This window comes from Zobellia uliginosa (assembly GCF_900156625.1).
GTDB lineage: Bacteria > Bacteroidota > Bacteroidia > Flavobacteriales > Flavobacteriaceae > Zobellia > Zobellia uliginosa.
Genome location: NZ_FTOB01000022.1, coordinates 1 through 2,288, shown reverse-complemented (window position 1 = coordinate 2,288; position 2,288 = coordinate 1). Strand labels below are relative to the sequence as shown.

The 2,288-nt window shown below is 50.9% G+C and carries 1 protein-coding gene; it reads left to right on the top strand.

All coding sequences use genetic code 11. The features are described from left to right. On the top strand, nucleotides 1-2,288 hold a 2,288-nt coding region (locus BW980_RS22720; RefSeq protein ID WP_175609941.1), incomplete at both ends, for a hypothetical protein.

Sequence of the window (2,288 nt, the reverse complement as noted above, 5' to 3'; positions counted from 1 at the left end):
GGTAATCCGGGTAACGTAAGTATTTCCGAAGGGAATGCGATCAATCTAAATGTCGATGATGCGGATGCCGATGCAACCAATGAGATCCAAGATCTAGAGGACGTAATAGGTGAGGACCCAAGTGCCGGCAACCAGGCCATCACCAACTTGGCCGATCCAAGTAATCCACAGGACGCGGCCACTAAGGCCTATGTCGATGCCTTGGATACGGATGATGCGGATGCCGACCCGAATAACGAGATCCAGGATGCCGCTGAAGTAGCCCTGGGAACTCCATTTGATGTTGACGGGGATAGTGTAAACGAAACGAACGTGCAGGAAGCCTTGGAGGATTTGGCGGCCAATAGTAGCGACGACCAGACCTTAAGTACCGATGGCAATCCGGGTAACGTAAGTATTTCCGAAGGGAATGCGGTCAATCTAAATGTCGATGATGCGGATGCCGATGCAACCAATGAGATCCAAGATCTAGAGGACGTAATAGGTGAGGACCCAAGTGCGGGTAACCAGGCCATCACGAACTTGGCCGATCCAAGCAATCCACAGGACGCGGCCACTAAGGCCTATGTCGATGCCTTGGATACCGACGATGCCGATGCCGACCCGAATAACGAGATCCAGGATGCTGCTGAAGTAGCCCTGGGAACTCCATTTGATGTTGACGGGGATAGTGTAAACGAAACGAACGTACAGGAAGCTTTGGAGGATTTGGCGGCTAACAGTAGCGACGACCAACAGATCGGTAGCGCTGTGGCCACGGCCAATGAAACCGTGTCCATCAATTTGGAGCGTGGTGGTTCTACAACAATAAACATTCAGGATGCCGATGCCGACCCGAATAATGAGAACCAAACGGTTTCCGCCGGAACCGGTATAACGGTAAACCAAAGCGGACAAAATTTTGAAGTAGTGAATGCTGCACCCGATCAAACCGTGACCATCACTGATGGAGGTAGCGGAAATGTGGTGGTAAGCGGAACATATCCCGACTTGATAGTGGATGTACCTTCCTTGGACGATGCGGATGCTGACGCCACGAACGAGCTAACCTTATTGGGCAGCGGGGCTCCATCGGTAACCCCGAGCAATAGTGGGGTTACCTATGTTGATGAGGTTGCGGGACAATTATATGTTTATGATGGAAGTACATGGAATGCCGTAGGCGGGAACGCGACACTCGATTTGGACGGTGACCCGAATAACGAGATACAAGATCTTAGCCTTACAGGAAACATTCTAAAGGTCACGAATAATGCAGGCGCCACGGATATCGATCTGACTCCCTACACGAATACGGATACACAGGACCTGTCTATTGACGCTTCAGGAAAAACGATTTCCTTGGTAGAGGGCGGATCGGTAACGGTCAACACCGACGATGCGGATGCCGATGCAACCAATGAGATCCAAGATCTAGAGGACGTAATAGGTGAGGACCCAAGTGCCGGCAACCAGGCCATCACCAACTTGGCCGATCCAAACAATCCACAGGACGCGGCCACTAAGGCCTATGTCGATGCCTTGGATACTGACGATGCCGATGCCGACCCGAATAACGAGATACAAGATCTGAGCCTTACAGGAAACATTCTGAAGGTCACGAATAATGCGGGTGCCACGGATATCGATCTGACCCCCTACACGAATACGGATACACAGGACCTATCGATTGACGCTTCAGGAAAAACGATTTCCTTGGTAGAGGGCGGTTCAGTAACGGTCAACACCGACGATGCGGATGCCGATGCAACCAATGAGATCCAAGATCTAGAGGACGTAATAGGTGAGGACCCAAGTGCTGGCAACCAGGCCATCACGAACTTGGCCGATCCAAACAATCCACAGGACGCGGCCACTAAGGCCTATGTCGATGCCTTGGATACTGACGATGCGGATGCCGACCCGAATAACGAGATACAAGATTTGAGCCTTACAGGAAACATTCTAAAGGTCACGAATAATGCAGGCGCCACGGATATCGATCTGACTCCCTACACGAATACGGATACACAAGACCTGTCTATTGACGCTTCTGGAAAAACGATTTCCTTGGTAGAAGGCGGATCGGTAACGGTCAACACCGACGATGCGGATGCCGATGCAACCAATGAGATCCAAGATCTTAGCCTTACAGGAAACATTCTAAAGGTCACGAATAATGCAAGTGCCACGGATATCGATCTGACTCCCTACACGAATACGGATACACAGGACCTGTCTATTGACGCTTCAGGAAAAACGATTTCCTTGGTAGAGGGCGGATCGGTAACGGTCAACACCGACGATGC